The 23,458-nt window shown below is 45.6% G+C and carries 20 protein-coding genes and 1 other RNA gene; 3 read left to right on the forward strand and 18 right to left on the reverse strand.

All coding sequences use genetic code 11. The annotated features are described in order from the left end of the window. Positions 1-49 precede the first annotated feature (49 nt). Positions 50-559 carry a hypothetical protein gene (locus MHH50_RS23690; protein ID WP_076192076.1) on the reverse strand — a complete coding sequence of 170 codons (510 nt, stop codon included), beginning with the start codon at positions 557-559 and terminating at the stop codon, positions 50-52. 220 nt (positions 560-779) lie between these two features. Further along, a complete protein-coding gene (locus MHH50_RS23695; RefSeq protein WP_076136549.1) occupies positions 780-1,439 on the reverse strand; it encodes a TerC family protein in 660 nt (219 codons plus the stop codon). A 171-nt stretch (positions 1,440-1,610) separates the two neighbouring features. Between MHH50_RS23695 and MHH50_RS23700 the strand changes: the two genes are divergently transcribed. Next, positions 1,611-2,303: a TerC family protein gene (locus MHH50_RS23700; protein WP_340033519.1), complete on the forward strand. Its 693-nt coding sequence runs from the start codon at positions 1,611-1,613 to the stop codon at positions 2,301-2,303. Between the two features lie 67 nt (positions 2,304-2,370). Here the strand turns inward: MHH50_RS23700 and thiI are convergent, their stop codons facing one another. From thiI to MHH50_RS23730, 6 genes are all read right to left on the reverse strand, one after another. After that, the gene (gene thiI / locus MHH50_RS23705; protein WP_340034636.1) at positions 2,371-3,651 is read right to left on the reverse strand and encodes a tRNA uracil 4-sulfurtransferase ThiI; all 1,281 of its coding nucleotides are present in this window, start codon (positions 3,649-3,651) and stop codon (positions 2,371-2,373) included. A gap of 9 nt (positions 3,652-3,660) precedes the next feature. Beyond that, positions 3,661-4,812, reverse strand: coding sequence for a cysteine desulfurase family protein (locus MHH50_RS23710; protein ID WP_076129021.1), 1,152 nt, complete (start codon positions 4,810-4,812; stop codon positions 3,661-3,663). 82 nt (positions 4,813-4,894) lie between these two features. Continuing rightward, positions 4,895-5,599 (reverse strand): lytic transglycosylase domain-containing protein, encoded by a 705-nt coding sequence (locus tag MHH50_RS23715; protein WP_038572880.1) that lies wholly within the window; start codon positions 5,597-5,599, stop codon positions 4,895-4,897. A 186-nt stretch (positions 5,600-5,785) separates the two neighbouring features. Then, positions 5,786-6,196 carry a hypothetical protein gene (locus MHH50_RS23720; RefSeq protein ID WP_038572882.1) on the reverse strand — a complete coding sequence of 137 codons (411 nt, stop codon included), beginning with the start codon at positions 6,194-6,196 and terminating at the stop codon, positions 5,786-5,788. Between the two features lie 12 nt (positions 6,197-6,208). Next, positions 6,209-6,430 (reverse strand): DUF1540 domain-containing protein, encoded by a 222-nt coding sequence (locus tag MHH50_RS23725; RefSeq protein WP_036683762.1) that lies wholly within the window; start codon positions 6,428-6,430, stop codon positions 6,209-6,211. Between the two features lie 166 nt (positions 6,431-6,596). Next, a complete protein-coding gene (locus MHH50_RS23730; RefSeq protein ID WP_036683764.1) occupies positions 6,597-7,094 on the reverse strand; it encodes a YpuI family protein in 498 nt (165 codons plus the stop codon). A 316-nt stretch (positions 7,095-7,410) separates the two neighbouring features. Here MHH50_RS23730 and MHH50_RS23735 point away from each other — a divergent pair, with 316 nt between their 5' ends. Beyond that, complete coding sequence (locus tag MHH50_RS23735; RefSeq protein WP_340033520.1) at positions 7,411-9,345, forward strand: S8 family peptidase; 1,935 nt, start codon at positions 7,411-7,413, stop codon at positions 9,343-9,345. 5 nt (positions 9,346-9,350) lie between these two features. Here MHH50_RS23735 and MHH50_RS23740 read toward each other — a convergent pair whose 3' ends face one another. Beyond that, positions 9,351-10,781, reverse strand: coding sequence for a PLP-dependent aminotransferase family protein (locus MHH50_RS23740; RefSeq protein ID WP_340033522.1), 1,431 nt, complete (start codon positions 10,779-10,781; stop codon positions 9,351-9,353). A gap of 93 nt (positions 10,782-10,874) precedes the next feature. Between MHH50_RS23740 and MHH50_RS23745 the strand changes: the two genes are divergently transcribed. Further along, positions 10,875-12,095, forward strand: coding sequence for a PLP-dependent aminotransferase family protein (locus tag MHH50_RS23745; protein ID WP_076278785.1), 1,221 nt, complete (start codon positions 10,875-10,877; stop codon positions 12,093-12,095). A 1,410-nt stretch (positions 12,096-13,505) separates the two neighbouring features. On the opposite strand, the gene rnpB is transcribed toward MHH50_RS23745, so the two are convergent. The 9 genes from rnpB to glyQ form a co-directional block, all read right to left on the reverse strand. Next, positions 13,506-13,908: RNase P RNA component class A (gene rnpB, locus MHH50_RS23750), an RNA gene on the reverse strand. A 64-nt stretch (positions 13,909-13,972) separates the two neighbouring features. Beyond that, positions 13,973-15,088 (reverse strand): Nif3-like dinuclear metal center hexameric protein, encoded by a 1,116-nt coding sequence (locus tag MHH50_RS23755; RefSeq protein ID WP_076098536.1) that lies wholly within the window; start codon positions 15,086-15,088, stop codon positions 13,973-13,975. Continuing rightward, the gene (locus tag MHH50_RS23760; RefSeq protein ID WP_076192145.1) at positions 15,064-15,834 is read right to left on the reverse strand and encodes a class I SAM-dependent methyltransferase; all 771 of its coding nucleotides are present in this window, start codon (positions 15,832-15,834) and stop codon (positions 15,064-15,066) included. Before MHH50_RS23760 ends, MHH50_RS23755 begins: the two co-directional genes overlap by 25 nt. A 5-nt stretch (positions 15,835-15,839) precedes the next feature. Then, on the reverse strand, positions 15,840-16,664 hold the full coding sequence (locus MHH50_RS23765; RefSeq protein WP_036683797.1) for a hypothetical protein: 825 nt from the start codon (positions 16,662-16,664) through the stop codon (positions 15,840-15,842). Between the two features lie 110 nt (positions 16,665-16,774). Next, the gene (rpoD, locus tag MHH50_RS23770) at positions 16,775-17,908 is read right to left on the reverse strand and encodes an RNA polymerase sigma factor RpoD (protein ID WP_036683799.1); all 1,134 of its coding nucleotides are present in this window, start codon (positions 17,906-17,908) and stop codon (positions 16,775-16,777) included. A gap of 40 nt (positions 17,909-17,948) precedes the next feature. Continuing rightward, positions 17,949-19,784: a DNA primase gene (dnaG, locus tag MHH50_RS23775; RefSeq protein ID WP_232061436.1), complete on the reverse strand. Its 1,836-nt coding sequence runs from the start codon at positions 19,782-19,784 to the stop codon at positions 17,949-17,951. Positions 19,785-19,808: 24 nt separating this feature from the next. Further along, positions 19,809-20,288, reverse strand: a complete 480-nt coding sequence (locus tag MHH50_RS23780) for a DUF188 domain-containing protein (RefSeq protein ID WP_076306386.1) — start codon at positions 20,286-20,288, stop codon at positions 19,809-19,811. A 162-nt stretch (positions 20,289-20,450) separates the two neighbouring features. Next, positions 20,451-22,526 carry a glycine--tRNA ligase subunit beta gene (glyS, locus tag MHH50_RS23785; protein WP_076129007.1) on the reverse strand — a complete coding sequence of 692 codons (2,076 nt, stop codon included), beginning with the start codon at positions 22,524-22,526 and terminating at the stop codon, positions 20,451-20,453. Then, the gene (gene glyQ, locus MHH50_RS23790) at positions 22,519-23,406 is read right to left on the reverse strand and encodes a glycine--tRNA ligase subunit alpha (RefSeq protein WP_036683820.1); all 888 of its coding nucleotides are present in this window, start codon (positions 23,404-23,406) and stop codon (positions 22,519-22,521) included. Before glyQ ends, glyS begins: the two co-directional genes overlap by 8 nt. Positions 23,407-23,458 lie beyond the last annotated feature (52 nt).

The following is a 23,458-nucleotide window of genomic DNA, read 5'->3' on the forward strand; positions in this document are numbered from 1 at the left end:
GAAAAAACAGTTACCAATTTCCGTTTTTTTTCACAAGATCCTACAGCAATTAGCTTCGATACCATCTATTCCGGCCACGTGCTCTGCCTCGACCGGTAATCAGCCAAATTCCTACAGCTATTAATACAATCCCGATCAGGTAGATCGCGCCGGTGCCCATAAGGCTGAAAATACAAAGCGCAAGGCTTAGTAAGCCTAATGTTACAGCAATTGCTGACAGGCCACCCGTCCGTCTAGGTTCATAGATGGAGTATTCATACAAGCCCACGGCAAGACCAAGCAACAGCACAGGCCATAAGCTTCTCATAAGCCCCCATCCCCAAATATTGCAGAGGCCAAACAACAAACCATACACCGTTAATATCCCGGCAGGAACCAATACCGAGGCCGAAGCACGACGGCTGAAAAATAACATGTGTAGTACTATTCCTGGAATTAAAATCACTAGAGGCCAAAGCGCGCGCCCCAAAAATCCGAAGACGCCCAGCTTACCTAATAAAATCACGATGCCAGCAGCAACAATAAAAATTCCTAGCTGTATATCTTTCTTTGAAGACATCCTTCACCCATCCCTTCAATTTCACGTCTACCTCATTTCCTCGTCACCATATAGCCTGAAAGCGACAGGATTCTTACTCATATATTATCCGAAACATACACAAAATGCCATCACTCCCTGTGATTAATCAGTGTCGATAACCGCTTCTGATCACGCAAAAAAAACGGACAATTCCAATTTATGGAGATGTCCGTTTAGTATTGCCTTTTATTGCAATTTATTAACCTGCAGATGTTTTTCTGCGTTTTATTGCTCCCGTAACGACAACTAATATTCCTAAGGCAATGGGCAAATAGGAATGTGAGGAAGGGAACAAAAAGGAGAGCATCGTCCCTAATTTTGCATCCTGAAGCAACATATCCCCTGCTGTAAACGCCAATATATAAGCACCGATAAATACGAGCACTGGAAACCGGTGCAGCCAGCCTACAATAATGCCGCTTCCCCACACTACTATCGGAATGCTAAGGGCAATCCCGATGACAATTAAAGCCAAATCTCCTTTAGCTACTCCTGCAATAGCTAGTACATTATCCAGGCTCATAATGAAGTCTGCTACAAGAATCGTTCGGATTGCTTTCCAGACTGAGGATGATTCCCTTACTCTGAGATCCTCCTCTTCCTCCAAAAGCAGCTTGAACGCTATCCATAGCAGCAGCATTCCCCCTCCAGCCTGAATATAAGGGATTTTTAATAGCAATACCGCAACAAAAGTAAGCAAACACCGCAGAACAACTGCGCCTGCTGAGCCCCACCATACTGCAGTCTTTCGGTGCTTCGCCGAAAGATCCTTGCTGGCCATTGCGATAACCATTGCATTATCTCCGCTCAGCACCAGATTAATCATCAATATTTCACCAAGGAGCAATAATGAATCCATTCGCACTTACCTCCCCGAGTCACATGTAACTACTTGTATGTTCGGAAATGACAAGCTATGCTTCCTGTCCAACTTTTTTTGAGCGTGAACGCATGTTGGCTCCTTTTTTTGCGTATACAAAACTAAGCATATTTTGAAGCTCAATCTAACAAACTTGGGAGTGACTTTGCTTTGAATACATCCATTTGGGAGTTTATATTATCGCTGCTCAACATTATTTTTCTAGATCTTATTTTGGCGGGAGATAATGCCATTGTGATCGGTCTTGCGGCGCGTAATTTACCGTCAGACACGCAAAAGAAGGCTATCGTATTTGGAACAGCAGGTGCTGTAGTGTTGCGGATCTTCGCAACGATTCTGGTCGTATGGCTGTTGAAAATCCCCTGGTTACTGCTTGCCGGAGGGATTTTACTCATTCTGATTGCCTATAAGCTGTTAACCAGTGAGAACACTTCAACAGATATCAAGGCAGGTCAAAGCTTGTGGTCCGCTGTAGGTACAATCATTTTAGCTGATGCTGCCATGGGCCTTGATAATGTGATCGCCATTGCCGGAGCTGCCAAGCATAGTATCTCACTGGTTATCATAGGACTGCTGATCAGTGTCCCCATCGTTGTGTGGGGAAGTACCCTTTTTATTAAATTAATCAACAAATATCCATGGATCATTTATATTGGTTCTGCTGTCTTAGGTTTCACTGCTTCAAGTATGATTACGGATGAACATCAGCTTGCGCCATTTTTTGATCATCATCCGCTGCTCAAATATCTGTTTATAATCGTGATCATTATAGGTATTTTGGCAGCGGGACATTGGAAACGCCAATCAAAACCAGAAGAGCCTCAGGAAGGCACAATCGTCTAAACCACAAAAAAACTGCCTCAGAACGTAGATTTCACTACGCTTCAAGGCAGTTTTTTGGTTTATTATTTTAGAACCATTCTTCCTGTAATCCAGCCTCGACACTTACAACATCACTAGGCTTCTCATCTCCATAGGGAGTGATTAACACGGTCTCTGTGGCTTCAATCGCCGCTTCCAGAAGTTCAGAATATCCCGGAAGCGTAGCTTCTATCTTATCCACAATCCGTAAATTCGGATTTGTTGTAGGTGATTTTGGAACAAATAAAGTACAGCAATCCTCATAAGGAAGGATAGACAAATCATAGGTACCGATGTTCTTCGACAGGTCCACAATATCACTTTTGTCCATCATTACCAGCGGACGCAGAAGGGGCAGGGTTGTCGCCCGGCCAATCACGTTCATGCTTGGCAAGGTCTGGCTAGCGACTTGTCCCAGACTATCCCCGGTTACAATCGCCAATGCACCTTCGCGCTCAGCAAGCTGGGTAGTAATTCTCAGCATTGCCCGTCGCATCAGTGTAATAATCAGATTATCCTGGCCGATGCCGGTAAAGGAAGTCTGCACTTCAGTAAAGGGTACCAGATGCAGCTTGATTACACCCGCATAACGTGACAATACCCGCGCAAGATCCACAACTTTTTGTCTAGCAAGCTCGCTTGTATAAGGATAACTGTAGAAGTGCACGCACTCCACTTCAAGTCCGCGCCGCATGGATGACCAGCCTGCTACGGGACTATCAATGCCACCGGACAGCAATAACATCGCTTTTCCGTTAGTGCCTAATGGAAATCCACCTACACCGGCAATATTTTCACAGAAAATATAAGTATGTCCCTGACGAATTTCGACCCTCAGCTCTAATTCAGGCGATTTAACGTCTACGGTGAAGCCAGGATATCCTTGCAATAGTGGTGTCGCGATCAGTTTATTCATCTCAATGGATCCGTAAGGGAACTCTTTCCATACCCGCCGAGCATTAACCTTAAATCTGGTGCCCGGAGCAGGCGCGATTATCTCCAAAAATTGACGGCTGACCGCTACAATATCCTCAAGCTCTGACTTAGAAACCTTCACTGGACTAACTGAAGCAATGCCAAATACATTCTTCAGTGCTTGTACCAATTCAATCGCAGATTCCCCGTTCAATTCCACGTAAATTCTTCCGAATTCCTTGCTCAGAACTACGTTTGGATAAGGCTTAATCAATTCCTTCACATGACGCAGTACGGTTTTTTCAAATCGGGTACGATTTTTGCCCTTTAAAGTAAACTCTCCAAAACGCAGGAGCAGCATATCAGCGTATTCTATACTATGGGCTCTGCCTTCTGCAGATTCCTTGTTCATCATGCTCATTTGTTACTTCATTCCTCCTTCAGCAATCTTTAAAGCTTGTACCGCAGTGGTTAATGCTTGCTCAAGCGCAGCGACATCCTCATCTGTATGACTGTCGCCAAGGCTAATACGAATCCCACCTGAAGCACTGGAGACATCTTTACCCATAGACAATAATACACGACTAGGCTCAGCCAGTCGTGAGGAGCAGGCCGAACGGGTGGAGACAGCCATCCCCAGTTCCTCTAGCTTGCGGGCGAATACCTCTCCCTTCATGCCAGGGTAAGAGAAATGCACAATATGGGGAGCTCCATCCTCTCTGCTGTTTATAACAAATTCAGGAACGGTTCGCAAGAAGCGTAATAATCGATCTCGGAGTGGAACCAACTGGGCAACGAAGGTTTCGCGCTGCTCACCACTCATGCGGATAGCTTTGGAGGATGCGACAATCGCAGGTACATTTTCAGTTCCAGCGCGTTGTCCTTCTTCATGAGAGCCCCCTGTAAGCAATGGGAATAGCTTAATTCCCTCTTTGATATACAGTAATCCCACTCCACGTGGGCCTCGAAGCTTATGAGGAGACAGGCTATAAAGATCCACCTGCCAATCCTTTAAGTCAACTGCAAGCTTACCATATCCCTGAACACCATCTACATGAAATAAGGTTCGCGGATTCACAGCTTTAATCAGCTTCCCCATCTCTTTAAGCGGTTGTATCGTTCCAATCTCGTTATTGACATGCATCACACTAACAAGCACTGTGTCGCGCCGGACAGCAGCAGCTACGCGCTCAGGATCAACAACCCCAGTGCTATCGGGTGCTACAAAAGTAACCTCCCAGCCCATTCGCTGCAATTGCAGGAAACTCTCATATACAGAGGGATGCTCTATTTTTGTAGTTACCAAATGGCGACCTCTAGTCTGATATTGCAGAGCAGCGCCTTTTATCGCCAAATTATTGCTTTCCGTTGCACCAGAAGTGAATAGAATCTCCTGCGGTTGTACAGATAAAGCAGTAGCGCATACTTCACGCGACCGTCTGATCAGCTTACCCGCTTCACTGCCCGCACGGTGCAAAGAGGAAGGGTTCGCATAATGCAGCTTCATAATTTGTTCCATCGTCTGCACCACTTCTTCATAGGGCGGTGTAGCGGCGGCATAATCCCAGTAAAGCATATGTCAAATGTCTCCTTTACTTCGTTGAGTGAACTTATTATCGAAAAAGGATCAAACGGTGTTTCCCGTTTGATCCTTTTTATTATACCGCGTATTGAGCGCGAGCGCGTTCTATTTTAAAGATATAAGATTGTGTCTCTTTTGGAAGCAGGCTAAGTTTCTCCAATAATTCCTGATCATTGGTTACTCCCAGATCTGTTACCCGTCCCGGCCCTGCGTTGTACGCTGCAAGTGCCATCTTTTCCTCTCCGCCAAAGCGTTTCAGTTGATAAGATAAATAACGTACGCCGCCATCAATGTTTTGCGCCGGATCGAACGAATCAGTAACCCCTAAGCCGCTCGCGGTCCCATCCATAAGCTGCATTAAACCTTTAGCCCCTGCCGAAGAGACCACATTAGGATTAAACGAAGATTCAGTATCAATCACTGCTTTGATCAGATCAATCGGCACGCCATATTTAGCACTCGCCTTCTGGATGAGATCATCATAGCTCGTAGGTGTGGAACCCGTTATTTCCCCGGAAATTATGTTATTGAAGGTTTCTGTTGTCCCGCCTATCTGCTGCCATAACAAGCTGCTGACTGAAGTTGCATCCGGGAGAGAAGTCAAATAGCTTGAACTTTCACTACTCGTTGACATTGCCTGAAGCATTGTCGCAAATCCAGAAGCTGAAACTCCCGTTGACCGTTCATTTCCATTCGCGGAGCTAGTTTTTTCGGTTGTAGCCTTAAGGTTGATCCATTTAAGCTGCCCTAACCCGTCGGTTACAGCGGGATTGATCTGCATGCTGGCGCACTCCTTTTTTGTCCTACTCGAATCATATATAAGGTTTCGCGTTGAAATTTCGATGAATTACGGCTTAATCTTACATTTTATCTGAGATTATTGCTATATGTTGGAATGAAAAAACAGACTTCAGACCCTGATATTTAGGTCTAAAAGCCTGTTTAGATCAAAGCCATTCAGTTCTTTCTAGCGCGCAAAGGGAATCATCACGAAGTAACTTAGTGTCGCAACAATCCCTAAGCCCATTGCCCATGCCCCAAGCGTTTTTTGCTCTTTGACATAGGAATAATAACCAACTACGGCAGCGATGGGTCCGAGAATAAAAGACCAGATGAACAATGAGGCGATCCCCATCCCCAGTCCAACATACCCCATTACCCGGCTTCCACTATATTCCGCTTCACTGTCCTTGCGTTCTTCCACTATCCGCGGGGCATCCCGAACCTGCATTGGAACCGGATTTACCTCAGCAGCGTATTCTTCGCGATGCTCTCTGTCCCGCCGAGGATAGTCCACTCTCCGCGGACGAAGAATGACTTTTCTCGGACCGGATTGTTCCCGTGATGAGCTTGATTCATTATCCTTTTCTGTGTCCATTCTGGCGGCCTCCTAAGCGTTCGGCTTAAACGTCAGACAACATGTTGCAGATGATGTACTGGCATGATCGCGGTGACCTTCATTTGTCATTTCTTCAGCATATTCTTCCTTATAACCATTGCCTACGTGCTTATCGATCTCGATGACAATTTCTTCAGCCCGGCATAAATTATGCTCGCCCCAATAATGACAATTGCTCACGCTACATTTTACTAATGGTTTTTCACTCGACATAATTATCACCTCGGCTTCATTATGTCCGCTCCATTTACCCGCTATTCGACAGAGTGGTTTCCAGTTGATGTATCGAGACAGGGCTTTTAATCCACGCAAAAAAGGACCAGCTCATTGTCATTACAAAATGACAAAGTGCTGATCCCTTTAGATCACTATTTAGAAGTTAAACCTGATTTTGCATACGTTTCTCGGTCAAATAGTCGTTCTCATAATAAATGAGATCATCGCGAAGATCTTCATACGTTTTGGTGATTTCTAGGATGATATCACGCGCGGGACGTACTGGCTTTTTGCGGAAACGGATTGCATCCTGACCTGTATAAGCGTAACGGCCATCTTCAGAATAGCTTTCATTTTTCGGATAAAAGAAGTTGTTCACGCCATAGTGATATACATTATAAAGCGCTTTCTGTGCAAAAGATTCATCGAATGTCGCACGACGCAGCGCAACGCCTAATTTCTCATATGACATTTCCGAGAACACTAATAGGTGACGAAGATCGGACAGAAAACCTTGGTAAAATTGTACGGTTTCCTCATCTCCCTCAACTACAAGCTGAGGCAATGCATGCTCATTTAGAAATACTTCCATTTTGTCGATTACCACTTTAAGTTTATCTCTCGTCGATTCACATAATTTCTGCACATTGGCTGCTGACATAGCGGTTGCTCCTCCTTATTATTCCCTGCTCTTGTAGTCAATAAAGTTAATCCTCTGAAAGAAACCGCCCTAAAGACGTATCTCTTTATTCTTGCAATATCAGGATGTGAACACAGAGAAGTCTAACCTTCTGAACAATTATTAAGAACAACATCTAATGAGGTATCTCTTACAAAATCAAGAAGACAATTCGAGATACTTATTCTCTCTGATATTATCATAAAAAACGTTAGGAAGGTATCCTTTTCTAAGATGCATAAAAGATACGCTCTCTTCTAAACCTATAGACATTACATTGCATAGAGGAGCGGAAATCATGTCACGAAAAAATCTAACAGTTGCAGGTTTGGTTACAGCAGCTTTTACAGTTGGGTTACTTACCTTTGCCCTGCGCCCTGCCACTAATGGGACGACCAGAGATGTCGCAAAAGTCGCTGTTCAGAATCCGGCTCCAACTTCAGCTTTGCATTCACCTCCAAATCCCTCTCAGGAAAAAACATTAAAGAAAACCTCCTTAAGCCAGGATGTGGAGGCAACAGATCATCTGAATAGAGTCGATGTCAGTAGACACTTAACTAAACTCCTGTCTGAAACAGACGGGATGTCTTCGATTCATGATAAATCAGTGTATGCGAAACGATTGCAGCAAGACCACGGGTTTATCTCCATGCTGATGTGGATCGATTTCCGCACACAAAAGACTGAGACCTTTAAGTCGTCTTTTCCAAAAGGAACCGAACAGGAGAACAAACAGCTTCTAAAATATCTCAATACGGCAAAATCAGCAATCCACGGTCATCAATCCTATGAATCTCCAACGTTTACAATCGGTAAAGAAAAATATTACTTTATCGCTCAGCGGAACAAAGAGAAAAATGTAGGGATTATTGCTCTTATTAACCAAAAGGTGCTTGGGCGTGTGGCAGACCATCAGCTGAAGAACCTGCGTCTCATTCCGTATCCTAAGGAAGGCAAATACCATGTGGAATCAGTCCATACCGATAATTTAAAGGACATCACAGTCAAGACCGGCCATGATAACGAAAATGCCAGCCATTTTTATGAGAATGAAATTGTAGTCCGTTTTAAGGGAAATGCTCCGACTCAGGGACAGCTCCAGACGATAACCGCCGATATCCACTGCAAGCAGCCACGCAAGCTGGGATATGCCTATATCTTTCGCTCTGAGAAGATGACCTATTATCAGCTGAAATCCTATTTCACCAACAAATGGCATCCCGAGTATACGGAACCTCACTATATGTATTTAACCAATGATACCATCACTAAAAACGCTGAAGGAACTGTCACGCCTAACGACATGTTATTCTCCACTTACCAATGGAACCTTCCGGCGATTGAAACTGAGCTAGGGTGGAATCTTTCCAAGGGTAGCAAAGAAGTGGTTGTCGCCGTAGTCGATACGGGAGTGCAGATTAGTCATCCTGATTTACAAGGTAAGCTTTTGACTGGTTATAATGCCATTACCAATGGTTCCACACCCGAGGATGATGTAGGTCACGGTACACATGTATCTGGAATCATTGGCGCACTTGTTAACAACGGGGAAGGTGTAGCTGGCATCAGCTGGTACAATAAGATCCTCCCTGTAAAAGCGCTAGATAACTCAGGTGCCGGAACGACTTATTCCGTAGCAGAAGGTATCATATGGGCAGCTGACAATGGCGCAAAGGTTATTAACTTAAGTTTAGGGAATTATGCCGACTCGCAGTTCCTCCATGATGCGATTAAATACGCCTATGACCGGGACATCGTGCTTGTGTCTGCAGCAGGCAATGATAATACAGAACGGCCTGGATACCCTGCAGCTTATCCCGAAGTGATTGCAGTGGCTGCTACAAATGCTTCAGGGGAAAAAGCCTCCTTCTCCAACTACGGCGATTATATTGATGTCGCTGCACCCGGAGAAAGCATCGCAAGCACCTATCCGGACAGCCAGTATGCCGCTTTATCCGGCACGTCGATGGCCAGTCCCCATGTCGCTGCGCTGGCGGGTCTGGTACGTTCACTGAATCCTAATCTGACGAATAAGGAAGTTATGGACCTTATGACCAAAAACGCTGTTGATCTGGGAACTTCCGGCCATGATAAATACTTTGGCTGGGGTCAGGTCGATATTTATAAAACGCTACAAGCGGCAAGCGGCAATCAAGTCCCATTGCAGCTTTTTCCGCAACATGTACGCCAGCAAATGAATCAATTAAAACAAAGAACAAATAACACCCCATAACCGTATCATTGCAAAAACCGGCCAAGTAAGCGCAGAAACCGCTGTAACCCTTCCTCCATTTCGAGTTCCTTCATTTGCGAATAGCAAAGACGGATGTGGCGGGAAGCCGTTTCCGCAGAGTAACAGACATCACCGGGTAAAAAAGAAATGCTCTCCTGCTCCGCCAAGTCATGCAGGCTTGCGATATCAGGAGAAGGGGGCAGCTCCAGCCAGAGATTAAGTCCTCCCTCTGGTAGAATATAGTTCACTCCAGGCGGCGCGTACAGCTTCAGAAGCTTCGCCGCCTTTTCCATACGACCACGGAGTGTAATTCGTAGCTGTGCTGCGTAGGCGTCGTATTTTTCAGCGATGAAGGGTAATACGGCCTTCTGTGTCAGCAAGGGACTTCCTAGATCACTCGCAGATTTAGCGGCGATCAGCCGGGACAGAATATTTCCTTCTGCAGCCACACAGGCGATTCGGCAACCAGGTGCAAGTACTTTGCTAAAGCTTTTCATATAGACTACATGTCCATCGGGATCCATTGATTTAATCGCCCTAGGTGGTGGTGCATGGAAATATAAATCACTAAATGGGTCATCCTCAACAATGAGGCAACGGTAGCTGCGCGCTAATTCCAGCAGTCGTTGTCTTCTTGTGATGCTCATAGTTACGCCGCTTGGATTTTGAAAAGTAGGGATAGTATAAATTAGCTTTGGCGGTCTTTGATCACACATTTTTGTAAGAACATCCACTCGCATCCCTTCACTATCCGTAGGCACAAAAATCATCTCTGCACCTCGTCCCGCAAAAACATCAATAGCACCAGTATAGCTAGGCGCCTCAAGATAGACTGTATCTCCAGGACCAACAAATGTACGAGCCACCAGATCAATGCCTTGCTGGGTCCCGCTGGTTATCATCAAATCGGAAGAAGTGAGTGAAACCCCACGCGATTTCAAATGTTCTCTCATGACATTCCGCAGCTCAAGATCTCCCTGAAAATTCCCGTAGGTTGCCATAAGCTCCGGTTGCTCTTTGACCAAGGATGCATAGGTGTCACCAATATCTTGAAGTGGCAGCAGCTCACTGTGGATGGCGGCTAAATGAAAGGGATATTTCACTTCTGAAACATCAAAATTCCGCCAAAGCTGAGCCCGCGGCAAATAATCATCATATAAATCCTGCCAGCAACCCTCTTCTTGACGTCTATTATGGGTTGGATCGGCTACAAAGCAGCCTTTACCCTGTCTGCAGTAAATAAGTCCTCGTTTCTCAAGCATATCGTAAGCCTTGCTTACTGTAACCTGACTCACGTTCAAGGTTATAGCTAGACTTCTAACGGAGGGCAGCCGGACACCTTGCTGAAGCAGTCCTGATGAGATCCGCTGACTGAGGGTTTCACTAATTTGATGGGGCAGAGTTTTGCTGCCGCTGCGATTCAAATCGATATGCATGAACCCTTCACCTCCACTGTTATATTCAACGCTTTACTGTTATACAGCACTCCTATTATGATAGCATCAAATCGAAAGGTGGAGAACTAATTTATGGATATCAAATACTCAACGGCAGCCAATCATCTAGGATCATCAGCAGTTCGGGAGATTCTAAAAGTTACACAAGGCAATGACATTATTTCACTTGCAGGCGGGCTGCCTGGGGAGGATTTGTTTCCCTTGGAGGCCGTACGTGATGCCTATAATCGTGTGCTCTCCAGCGACACCTCAGCGCTTCAATATGGGCTTACCGAGGGTTTTACTCCACTACGTGACAAAATCGCTGAAAGGCTTACCCGGCAAGGCATCCCGGTTACAGCCTCTGAGATGGTATTGACTACAGGCTCACAGCAAGCTATAGATCTGTTATGCAAAATATTGCTGGATCCCGGCGATGCAGTTTTTGTGGAAGCGCCCACCTATCTGGCAGCACTACAAGTGCTCGGTTCTTACCGGGCTGCTATACATTCGATACCAAATGATGAACATGGCATTCTGCCGGATCAGTTGGAAGAGCAGATTCGGATACATCGGCCAAAACTGCTATACGCAGTTCCGACCTTCAACAATCCGTCTGGAGCAACCTGGAGTAAAGAACGCCGCGAGAAGGTGGTTGAAATCTGCCGCCGTTACGGTGTTCTTATTCTAGAGGACAATCCCTATGGAGAAATAACCTTTGATGAAGATAAAACTCTATATCCACCCTCATTAGCCTCCATCGATAGAAGCTTCGGCGGGGATCATTGTGTAGTCTACACAGGGACCTTCTCCAAGATCGTCGCCCCTGCCCTACGCACCGGCTGGATTATCGGCGATTCCGAACTAATCAAGACCATCGCCAAGGCAAAGCAAGCAGCCGATCTGCATTCCAGCACCATCGACCAGCGTGCTTTAGATGAACTGCTGTTGCATTTTGATATTGAGCAGCATATCCGCCTCATCTCAAGAGAGTATCATTCGCGTATGAAGCTCCTGTCCGCGGAACTCAGATCACATAACTGGAAAGGAGCACATTTCCTCGAGCCAAGAGGCGGCATGTTCCTATGGCTTACCCTTTCCAAAGAGATCAATACTAAGGAATTACTCCCGCTGGCAGTGGAAAACGGAGTAGCGTTCGTACCCGGAGAGGTATTCTATTCAGCGGAGCCTCACAAAAACAAAATGCGCCTTAACTTCACACACACGCCACCAGAGCAAGTTCCTGTTGCTGTCCAGCGTCTAGAGAAAGCATTGGTACAATGGCAGCAAAATCAAAACATCGTTCGGTCGTAAACAACTGCTCGTAATCAATACCTACGATGGCAAAATAAAACGGCTTCTCCATCCTTTATTGGACGGGGAAACCGTTTTTTGTGAGCAGATTTCTGAGCTTTCACTTTTGCGCATTTGCAGAATGTTACATTTACGCATTTCTGCAAATCACATTTTTGTATTTTTACTTTTGTGGCACTACATAGCTCATTTCGTAATTTCACATTTCACATTTCACATTTCACATTCAGCAATTTTTGCTCGTCACATTTCGAATTGCCATTATTCAGCGCCTCTGTACAGCTTATTTCGTATTTCCACATTTCAGCGTTCCTGCACATCTCATTTCGTATTTCCACATTCGCATTTCTACACATCTCATTTCGTATTTCCACATTCGCATTTCTACACATCTCATTTCGTATTCAGCAAATTTGCACGTCATACGTCATATATCCCATTTCCCACATTTCGCTTTCCGCATCACCAAACATCCTCTAGTTACTCAACACATCTACCACTCAATTAACTCCGATTTCACAGCGAAGTACAGCCAGAGGTTCTTATTGATATGATGCTTCTGATACCAATCTTTCCGCAGAAGATTAGCCAAGCTCCGCATTGTTACAGTTTGCTAGCTACTAGTCTAATTCTGGCGTCAAAGTAACCATGGCGTTCGGAAGTTCGGGAGTTCTGAATTCTGGAGTTCTGAGTTCTGGAGTTCTGGAATTCTGGAGTTCTGGAGTTCTTGAGTTCTTGAGTTCTTGAGTTCTGGAGTTCTGGAGGTTTGTATCGGACCCCAGCGCTCTTATTTGCATCAATTCCGCTCATTTGGTTTGCTATCGGACCCCATAGTCACTATTCGATCCAAAACGCCCGATATCCACCCTATTTATGCCGAATAACGGCTCTCCAGTCCGAAACTCCTCCAAAAAGGCATAAAATACACAAATAGCTGCATCTCGGTCCGTTAGCATATCAGCTCATCAAACCATCAACCATCATCCATCATCCATCAACCATCAACCATCATCCATCAACCATCATCCATCATCCATCATCCATCATCCATCATCCATCATCCATCATCCATCATCCATCATCCATCATCCATCATCCATCATCCATCAACCATCATCCATCAACCATCAACCATCAACCATCATCCATCAACCACCAGCCATCTGCTCATCAACCACCAGCCATCTGCTCATCAACCACCAGCCATCTGCTCATCAGCCCATCAGCCGCTAGCAATTCTTCTAAAAAGTCTAATTTCTGCATATCACGTTCCAAATCCCTGCATGTTATCGCATTCACCGCTTTATATATTTGCCGTATCCGCATTTGTTTGCAACAAAAAAGGCGGCGTAAGCCGGGTTACCGGGATACGTCGCCGTTTGTATGGTGTTGTTATTATAACGTTGCAGTTAGGAAAGTTTGCCGTAAGCCGGGTTCTGTGCTCGTCGTGGTTCGATCGGGAACTACCCTCCCACCATAAGCGACAATCATCTATCTAGGCCATACATTACTGCACAGCTCCAGCGACCAACCTAGACGCGCCTCAGGCTAAGGCTGCTTATTCAGCTGCGTCTCATTAGGTCTTGCTCCAGATGGGGTTTACCAGGAACGAAGTCACCAGCGTTCCTCGGGGTCTCTTACACCTCGGTTCCATCCTTGCCTGTGCCGCCCTAAGGCGGCCATCGGCGGTCCATTTCTGTGGCACTATCCTTCAGCTCGCGCCGACTGGACGTTATCCAGCATCCTGCCTTATGGAGCCCGGACTTTCCTCCCGTGACGTCTTCACGTCACCGGCGATTGTCTGTCAAACTTTCCGAACAACATTATATATTATACAGACATCACATGTCTGGCACAAGCATTATTAAATGGCAATTTTATAGGAACTTAAATGGCTCCGTATTCACCTGCGAAGCATGCACAGCTGTATCATACTTATGCTCGGCCAATTTTCCAGCCATCCACTCCGCTACTTTCTCTTTCATGATCTTCTCCGCATTATGTCCCGGATCAATCAGAGTGATTCCGGCGAGCGCAGCATCCTGAACTGTATGATAATCCAGATCCCCAGTAACCAGGACATCCGCACCGCGGAAAATAGCACTGTTATAATACTTTCCACCCGAGCCGCCGAGAACGGCAGCTTTACGAATCGGACGGTCCAAATCACCAACAACCCGTACATGGTCTACCTTCAGGCCTTTTTTTACCGTCTCCACGAATTGTCCAAGGGTTGTAGGCTCTTTGAGCTTTCCTACCCGCCCAAGTCCTAAGCTGCGGCCTTTAAGATCCATTGAGTACAAATCATAGGCAACCTCTTCATAAGGATGGGCCTTAAGCATAGCCTGCACCACTTTATTGCGGATGGAGTGCGGGACGATCGTCTCAATACGAATTTCCTCGGCACGTTCCATCTTACCTTTTTCCCCGATATAAGGATCCGTGCCTTCTCCTGGAATAAAAGTACCGTATCCCTCGATATTGAAGCTGCAATGACTATAGTTGCCAATTGCCCCTGCTCCAGCATTCAGAATAGCATCCAGAACCTTCTGATGATGATCCTTCGGCACAAATACTACCAGCTTTGATAATTGCTCGGAGTGAATGTCTTTGATGGGTACTCCGTTTTCTATGCCAAGAGCTTCAGCCATCCAATCATTCATTCCACCTTCGGTGACATCCAGATTCGTGTGGCTGATGTACACCGCAATGTCATTCTTGATTAATTTTTCATACATTTTGCCCGCCGGTGTGTCTGTCTGGATTCCTTGCAATGGACGGAAAATAATCGCATGATGCGCAATAATCAAATTGCAGCCTAGACGAATCGCTTCTTCAACTACCTCATCATTCACATCTAAAGCAACTAATACATTAGTGATTTCTTTTTGCAGCGTGCCCAGTTGAAGGCCAATTTTGTCCCAATCCTCAGCTAAATGCTTAGGAGCCAGTTGCTCCATATACTGAATTACTGTTTGTCCCTTGGCAAACATTGTAGCACCTCCGTAATTTCCCTGATCTGACCTTGAATCTGTTTCCGTTTATGCTCAGCAGATTCGAGTTCTGAACGTGACAACGATGTTAAAATGCCTTCCAATTTCTGAATCTCACCCTGCCACTTAGCAAAAAACACAGCATTTGGCGCTTGAAGCAGCCATGGTCCCATTTGAAGCAAGGCCTCTTGCCCAAGGACTTTAGCGGAATCCCCCAAGGTTAATTCACGATATACACTTTCATTTGTAATTCCAGCTTCCGTATTTTCTGGTACAGCCGTCAATACTTCATATAGCTTCCCGTCTTCTTCCAAAATTCTCTCAGCTACGAGTACCCATTTATTATTTAATAACCAGCGGCGCAAAATATCCTCGCCTACATTCGGTTGAAGCAAAAGGGTTGTAACCTCTTTTAGCTTCCCCTGGCTTTGACCCCGGTCCAGAATCGCGGCAATTAATGCGCCTCCCATGCCAGCAATCGTGATACAATTGACTTCACCAGGTTCCAGAACCTCAAGGCCATCTCCACGGCGCACCGAGATCACCTTCCCTAGTCCAGCCTCTGCAACGCCCTTACAAGCAGCATCAAAGGGACCCGGGTTTACTTCACCTGCAATTGCAAACACAGCCTTACCGCTTTCGACAGCGGCCACAGGAAGCAAGGCATGATCGGAACCGATATCTGCTAATCTGCTTCCTTGCGGAATTTGCTCCAGCAATTGCTGAAGCCGATCTGATAATTTCACATTGTTCATGTTGCCACCCACGTTATCCATTTTTTTCGAAACCCAAACAACAAAGCTAACCCTGCTGCAATCTTTAGGATCAGCATCAATGAAATCCACTGCGGATAATCCTGTCTTAATAAAAGAGCGTCAAGCTCTGGCATGATCCAAAGCGATACTCCCACTGCAAAATAAACACTGGCAACACCTCTTACCTTATGATGCAAAAGCCAGCTTAACCATACCATCAGCACACACAATGGCAGCCATAGGAACTCCAGTTCAAATATAGAGGCCTCCGGGCTTCTTCCACCGAAGAACCCTGCATACAGTAATGCCCAAAAAGCAAAACCACAGTACTGCAACAAACCTATCCGGAGTAAAAATCCCAAAATACACCATAACAAGCCGCAGCACCCAATTAGAATAGGCCTCCAGAGCTGAGGATCCAGATCATGCAAATCAATCAGCCATAGCCCAAAACCAAGCGTTAAAACACTGCCCAGCCCCGCTAGGATAAGACTGATAACATTGTTCCGGTCCTTATAAACGGCGGAGTATCCATAACAAATAATTAATACAGATAGTGCGGTTGCAAGTTGCAAAGGCCAGGGAAAAACGCTAAAATAAAGACTAATCAAGAAAATCAAGGAAATAATTCCAAAAGAAAACAGCCAAATTTTGATGCTTCCTTGCTGTAAATTTCTCAGCGAAATTGGATTGTTATCCTTATTCGCATCCTCATCGTCATACAGATTGGTTAAGAAATCGCAATACTGCTCTGGCAGCAACCGGCTTTTTCTCCAATACTGAATCTCTTTTATAATGATGTCGCGTTTTTCCAAATTCACTGGCTCATCCTTCTTTCCAGATACACAAGGTCAACACATTTTTTACCAGCGTAAATTCAAATAAAAGAACCTCCTGCCACTGAGCAGCAGAAGGTCCAGTTCATGAAATACTATTCAAGGAAATCCTTAAGCCGTTTACTGCGGCTAGGGTGACGAAGTTTGCGCAATGCCTTGGCTTCGATCTGGCGGATCCGTTCCCGGGTAACACCAAACACCTTGCCGACTTCTTCAAGCGTTCTTGTCCGTCCATCATCAAGGCCAAAACGCAGACGAAGTACATTCTCTTCACGCTCCGTGAGCGTGTCCAGCACATCCTCCAGTTGTTCCTTCAGGAGTTCATAAGCCGCTGCATCCGCAGGAGCCAATGCTTCCTGATCCTCAATGAAGTCTCCTAGATGAGAGTCATCTTCTTCACCAATTGGTGTTTCCAAGGATACAGGTTCTTGGGCAATCTTCATGATCTCTCTAACTTTCTCCACCGTCAGTTCCATCTCAGCCGCAATTTCCTCTGGGGAAGGTTCGCGTCCCAGTTCTTGCAGCAATTGGCGAGAAACCCGAATCAGCTTGTTGATCGTTTCCACCATGTGTACAGGAATACGAATGGTACGCGCCTGATCCGCAATCGCACGAGTGATGGCCTGGCGAATCCACCAAGTCGCATACGTACTAAATTTGAATCCCTTGTTATGGTCAAATTTCTCTACTGCTTTGATCAGACCCATATTACCTTCCTGAATCAGATCCAGGAACAGCATACCGCGTCCGACATAACGTTTCGCGATACTTACTACGAGACGCAGGTTCGCTTCTGCAAGACGGCGTTTAGCTTCTTCATCGCCATTCTTAATCCGCATAGCAAGCTCAACTTCATCGTCAGCCGACAACAAAGGAACGCGTCCGATTTCTTTTAGATACATACGGACAGGGTCATTAATCTTGATCCCTGGTGGCAGCGACAGATCGTCATCAAAGCTGAAATCATCGCTGTCTTTATCCTCATTATCCTCACTTGGTCGGAGGCTGTTAACCTCTTCATCGTTCTCGTTTACAACCTCAATTCCCAAATCACTGAGTTGCTCGTAGAACTCCTCCATTTGCTCGGGGTCTTGATCAAACGGCGATAATTTCTCCATAATATCTTTGTAATTTAATGATGATCTTTTCTTACCTTGCTCAATGAGCTGATCCTTAACCTGATCCAAAGTAAATTCTGCTTCCAATTCAGTATGCTGATCGTTCGCCATAATTCGACTCCCTCCTCCCTAGGTACATCCTGTCAACATGTCATTGTCTCTCTAGGGCTATAATCTCACTTGCTATTTGTGCCGCACGCAAAAAGTCACCTGACTTTTCAGCCTGAATCATCTCTTCACGCTTCTGTTCCATTTTGCGTTGCAGTGGGTATTTCCGCACTTCACGAATACAATCATCTAGAACCTGCATATTCCAGTCCGGAGGGGTATCCATCATGGATATTGATGTCGCAGTTTTCTCCAGACGATCATCCTGAAGTGATGATAGAAACCGACTAATGCCGGGTGGTTTGCCTTGCGCGTAATAGGCATATAGATAAGCAGCAATTGCCGCATGATCAACGATGTTGAAATCTTCTCCGAGGCGTTCGCCTACATACGTGGCGGCTTCCGGGTCCTGAATCATAAAGGACAATAGACGCCGTTCCGCGACATGATAAGCGGGTAGTAAGGTCGGTGTCTGCACCTGCCCTTTTTTATGCCTACCATTATTCCACCTTTTGTCGTTATTATCCCCTTCAGGGATGTTTTTTTGCATCGATGCCCTAAGTAAATTACAATCCTGCTTCAAACTATCATAGGAAAGTTCGAGTTCAGCAGCGATTTCCTTCAGATAAACCTCTCGCTCTGTTGAGGAATGCAGTGAAGCAATAACTTCTAAGGCTTCCTTGACATAGGCGATTTTGCCATCTTCCTCTAGGAGTATATGGTTTTTTTTTAGATATATAAGCTTAAATTTTATGGATGAAACTGCTGAATCAATAACCTGATCTTTAAATCTTTCTCCTCCATGCTTGGAGATAAATTCATCCGGATCCACCCCGCTTGGCAGTAAGGCGATCTTTACACGCAGGCCGCTGCCTTCAAGCATCGGAATGGCCTTCATGGCTGCTGCTTGTCCCGCCCGGTCACCGTCGTAAGACAGTATAATTTCATCAGCCAGGCTTTTCATCAGTGCCACATGACCCTCCGTCAAGGACGTTCCCATCGTTGCTACGCCGTTATGCACACCCGCTTCCCAGGATGAGATGACATCTCCGTATCCTTCAAACAGGACGATTTGTCGAGTTTTGCGAATGGATGCTTTGGACTGGTGCAAATTGTACAATATCCGGCTTTTGTTAAACAATCTACTCTCCGGAGAATTTAAATACTTAGGTTGACCCTCTCCAAGTATTCTTCCGGCGAATGCGATTACCTTGCCTGTACGGTTGGCAATCGGAAAGATAATCCGGCCACGGAAACGATCCAAATAGCCTTTGCCCTCACCGCGGGCTGACAGAAGTCCGCCTTTCTCCATTTCCGCAAGATCAAAATTTCGTTTCTCCAAAAACTGCAGCAAAGTATCCCAGCGGTCCGGAGCATATCCGATCTGAAACTGATCAATCATTTTATCACTGAAGTTCCGGCCTCTTAAATAGTCCATAGCGGCTTTGCCGTGTTCCGTGTTCTTCAGCAAGTAATGATAGAACTTTGCCGACCATTCATAAGCTTGAATCAACCGGTCGCGTTCCGGATCAGGAGGAGACATCATACCTCCCTTACCTTCTGGAACGGGAATATCACTTTCTTCAGCCATTATTCTGACAGCTTCGGGGAAGGTTAATCCTTCGATTTCCATCCTAAATTTGATGGCATTTCCACCCATACCGCAGCCAAAGCAATGAAATACTCCCCGGTCGGGGGTAACAGTAAAGGAAGGGGTTTTCTCCGAATGGAACGGGCAGAGGCCCCATAAATATTTCCCCTGCTTGGACAAATGAACAACCTTACCGACTGTATCGACTATATCATGACGCGCAAGCACGCTTTCGATAACCTCTTCCGGAATATTGCCGTGTCCGCTAGCCACTTCAACCACCTTCATCTCTTAACAAATAAATATAATTCGCTATTGCTCCACATTCTCCTGCAAAAGTATTAAAAGTTTTGTCAGTTTATGTTGAAAATAAGTTTTTTCTTCTGCCGTTATGGGTTTTGGACCCTTGGAATAATGTCCCCGTCTTCGTTCCACGGCCCTGGCATGTCTTCCCTCCAACATAAAATCCATCTTGGAATTGTCGTATTTCTGACCACGAAATGAAAGCACACTGCACCGTTTACCTAATGCAAGTGCCGCAAGACCATAATCTTGAGTCAATACCACATCTCCTGCAGTAATATGATTGGCAATATATAGATCGGCACTCTGATCTCCTCGATCCACCTGCACAACCGTTACACCCTCTTCAGCTTTCAGTGCATGGTCATAAGAAGATACCATAAGTACCGGAACACCAAAGGTGCGACCTACCTCAGCGATCTCTTTTTTGACCGGACAAGCATCCCCATCCACCACTATCGTTCTAGACTGGGACTTCTCCATGATCATCACCAATTTCCCGTGTAATATATATACGCCCTCTCCGCAAGAAATCCTTCTTTCTAAGCATAAATACGGAACGGATGTCAAATGACGCATTGGCACCGTTCCGTATATTTATACCCCAAACCAACATTCTATACCATAAGATTCAAATTTTCTTGATTAAAATTACCAGACAAGCTTCGCAAAATCAGCGAACGACTTGGAGTCAGCATCAATACCCGCAAGCAGAGCCAAACGGTTAGCACGCACTTGCTCGTCCTCCGCCATAACCATAACGGAATCAAAAAATGTTGTAACGGCGTCTTTTAGACCCGAAAGAATCCGAAGTGCTTCTTCGGCATTTTTTGCCGCCATAGCTTCAAGGTAAGGTGCGTGAAGCTCCTGCCATGTATTAAAAAGCTGCAATTCAGCATCTTCTTTAAGTAAAGCAGGATCAATCACTTCACTGGTTGCTTTACTTGCCAAATTACTGACACGAGTAAGCGAATCTACGGTAATCTTGAAATCTGCTTGGTCGGACACAGCAGCCATAAGAGCACGGCTTCTGCCCACAACATCTACCACGTCGTCAAAACCAGCCGCTGTAACAGCGTCCACAACATCATAGCGTACATTGTCAGATAAAAGACGTTTTACACGCAGACCGAAGAACTCGTACAGGTTTATACGTAATTCATCTCCAGAATGTTTCGTATTTCCTGAATTTTCATGAATTTCAATCGCCGCTTCAAAAATTTCGCGCAGCGTAATTGGCAATTTATGCTCAAGCACAATTTGGACAATACCTGCAGCCTGACGGCGCAGGGCATATGGATCTTGAGATCCTGTCGGAATGATGCCGATGGAGAAGCAGCCAACAATCGTATCGATTTTGTCCGCTATGCTGACAACTGAACCTGCTTCTGTTGAAGGTACAGCATCTCCTGCAAATCGTGGCTGATAATGCTCGAAGATCGCTTTTGCCACAGTTTCAGGCTCGCCTGCTTTACGTGCATAATCTTCACCCATTGTTCCTTGCAGCTCAGGAAATTCATAAACCATTTGTGTTACAAGGTCGAATTTACAAATATCCGCAGTGCGACTTACTTCGGACACAGCAGTAGCTGACAGTCCAAGCTTCACAGCCAGACGATCAGAGATTTGGCGAATACGGCGCACCTTATCCCCTACGCTGCCCAAATCTTCATGGTAAACAATGTTCTCAAGCTTGGCTAACGCATCGTCAATCTTCATCTTTTGATCTTCTTGATAGAAGAATTTGGCATCTGATAGACGAGCACGAAGCACTTTTTCATTTCCCTTAGCGATAACATCCAAGGATTCTGCATTCCCGTTACGCACAGTTACAAAGAATGGCAGTAGCTTGCCAGCTGCATCAAAAACAGGGAAATAACGCTGATGCTCACGCATCGAGGTAATCAGCACATCCTGAGGAATCTCTAAGAAAGATGGATCAAAGGTTCCAAAGAGCACGGTTGGTGTTTCTACCAAGAACAGTACTTCTTCCAAAAGATCTTCTTTAATTGCAATCGTCCAGCTTTTCTCTTCAGCCAATTTGTTGATTTGATCCAGGATAAGCGTTTCCCGTTCCTTCACATCCACAAGTACATGCTGCGCACGCATGCTCTCCACATATTGTGCAGGCTCCGAGATTACAGTCTCTGTACCCAGAAAACGATGTCCACGGCTCACATTACCCGCTTTTACATCCGTAATTTCCAAATCTATGATCTCTTTACCAAAAAGAGCAACCATCCAGCGAATCGGACGAACGAATTTAAAATCGTAAGCTCCCCAGCGCATGTTCTTCGGGAAAGTCATTGCATTTACAATACCCAGAAGTCCTTCTGTGAGCAAAGAAGCAGTCTCTACACCCGCACTATTTTTTGTGGCATAAATATATTCCACGCCAGCTAGCTCTTTAAATGTAAATTGCTCTGGAGATACACCTTGACTGCGGGCAAATCCTAGTGCAGCTTTACTCCAGTCACCGTTAGCATCCAGCGCAATTTTGCGTGAAGGTCCTTTGACCTCTTCGCTAATATCCTCTTGCTTCTCAGCCGCGTCCTTAACAAATACAGCGAGACGACGTGGCGTCGCATATGCAGTAACTCCAGCATGGTTTATACGTGCAGAATCCAACCACTTGGACATTCTATCTTGCAGCTGTTCCATCGCAGCACGGATAAAACGTGCAGGAATTTCCTCCAGACCGATCTCAAACAGGATATCTTTAGACACGGTCAGCACCTTCTTTCTTCAGCAGCGGGAAGCCAAGCTTCTCGCGTTCCTCAAGATATGTTGCCGCTACGGAGCGGGCAAGATTACGCACTCGGGTAATAAATCCAGTCCGTTCAGTTACACTAATTGCCCCACGCGCATCGAGTAGATTAAAGCTATGTGAGCATTTCAACACATAATCGTAGGCTGGAAACACAAGATGTTTCTCCATCGCTCTACGTGCTTCCTCTTCATACATGTTGAACAGCGAGAATAACATTTTTACATCCGATACTTCAAAAGTGTAGGTAGAATGCTCGAACTCCGGCTGATGAAAAACATCACCATAAGTCATACCGCTTACCCATTCAAGATCGAACACATTTTCTTTATCCTGAATGTAAGAGGCTAAGCGCTCCATCCCGTAAGTGATTTCTACAGCAACAGGGTTAGCTTCGATGCCACCTACCTGCTGGAAGTAAGTAAATTGAGTGATCTCCATACCGTCCAGCCATACTTCCCATCCCAGACCCGCACAGCCCAGTGACGGATTCTCCCAGTTATCCTCTACAAAACGGATGTCATGCAAGAGCGGATCAATACCGAGTGCTTTCAAGCTATCCAAATAGATCTCTTGAATGTTATCTGGTGAGGGTTTGATGATTACTTGGAATTGGTGATGCTGATATAGACGGTTCGGGTTCTCTCCGTAACGACCATCGGAGGGACGACGTGAAGGCTCTACGTAAGCCACTCTCCAAGGCTCAGGACCTAGCGAGCGTAAAAAAGTCATTGGGTTCATCGTGCCGGCGCCTTTTTCTGTGTCATAAGGCTGTACGATGATACAGTTCTGTTCAGCCCAGAACTGTTGCAGTGTCAAAATCATCTGCTGGAAGTTCATAATACCGTCTCCTTCACTTTACAAGTTTTTCACAACAGCTTGCCTAAAACTT

Source organism: Paenibacillus sp. FSL H3-0302 (assembly GCF_037982245.1).
Classification (GTDB): Bacteria; Bacillota; Bacilli; order Paenibacillales; family Paenibacillaceae; genus Paenibacillus_AQ; species Paenibacillus_AQ odorifer.